The organism is Corynebacterium sp. HMSC064H12, from assembly GCF_001809925.1.
Lineage (GTDB): Bacteria > Actinomycetota > Actinomycetes > Mycobacteriales > Mycobacteriaceae > Corynebacterium > Corynebacterium jeikeium_D.
Genome location: NZ_KV799339.1, coordinates 1 through 988, shown reverse-complemented (window position 1 = coordinate 988; position 988 = coordinate 1). Strand labels below are relative to the sequence as shown.

General features: G+C 57.4%; 1 protein-coding gene. It reads left to right on the top strand.

Features of this window, described 5'->3' with window-relative positions:
- Window positions 1-152: 152 nt before the first annotated feature.
- On the top strand, window positions 153-988 hold an 836-nt coding region (locus HMPREF2681_RS11025; RefSeq protein ID WP_070546279.1), incomplete at its 3' end, for an IS256-like element IS3503 family transposase.

Below are 988 nucleotides of genomic sequence, written 5' to 3'. Positions count from 1 at the left end.
GGGTTAAGTAAAGAAAAGTGTGTCCGCATGCCACCATAACCCCAGACCACACACCACAAATCACCAAAGAATAGCTCCCCGAAAGCTATTACCCACACCATCCCGCACCTCCGGCCACATTTGTGCTAACCGCACACCGGTTGGATTAAAGGATGACCACCAACCGCCCCAGCTGCCCACTATGCGGCAACAACACAAAGAAAAACGGCACCACCAGCAAATCAACCACCCGTTGGCGCTGCACCCACTGCGGACACTCCTTTACCCGCAACACCCAAACCCACAACAAAAACACCGCCACCATGGCTTTGTTCATCCAATGGGCCACCGGCACCCAATCTCTAACCACCTTCGCCGCACACCATGGCGTAACCAGGCAAACCATGCACCACCGATTCCGATGGTGCTGGTGGATCATCCCCACACCCACCATCGACTCATTCCGCATCCATGACCAAATCTTCCTCGACGCGACCTATCTAAAGTCCGGATGCCTCCTGATCGCAGCCAGTAAAACCCACGTCATCAACTGGACCTGGGCCAGACACGAAACCACCGCCGCCTACACCGAACTCCTACGCCCCATTGCCGCACCACTAATCGCAGTCACAGACGGCGGACAAGGGGCCCAATCAGCCATCCACCACTGCTGGCCAACAACACGCATCCAACGCTGCCTCGTCCACGCCCAACGAACAGTCCGCCGCCACACCACCAGCAACCCCCGCACCGATGCCGGCAAAACCCTCTACCGCCTAGCCCTGAAACTCACTCGCATCACCGACCTTGACCAAGCATCCACATGGGTCGCCCACCTGCACGAATTCGACCACACCTACCGGGAATGGATGAACGAGAAAACCACCATCAAAGACCCCGTTACCGGCGCCTACACCAAGGTCTACACCCACCAACGCGTCCGAGCGGCCTATCAATCATTGCTATCTCTGCACCGCAGAGACCTGCTGTTTACCTACCTGCAACCCCC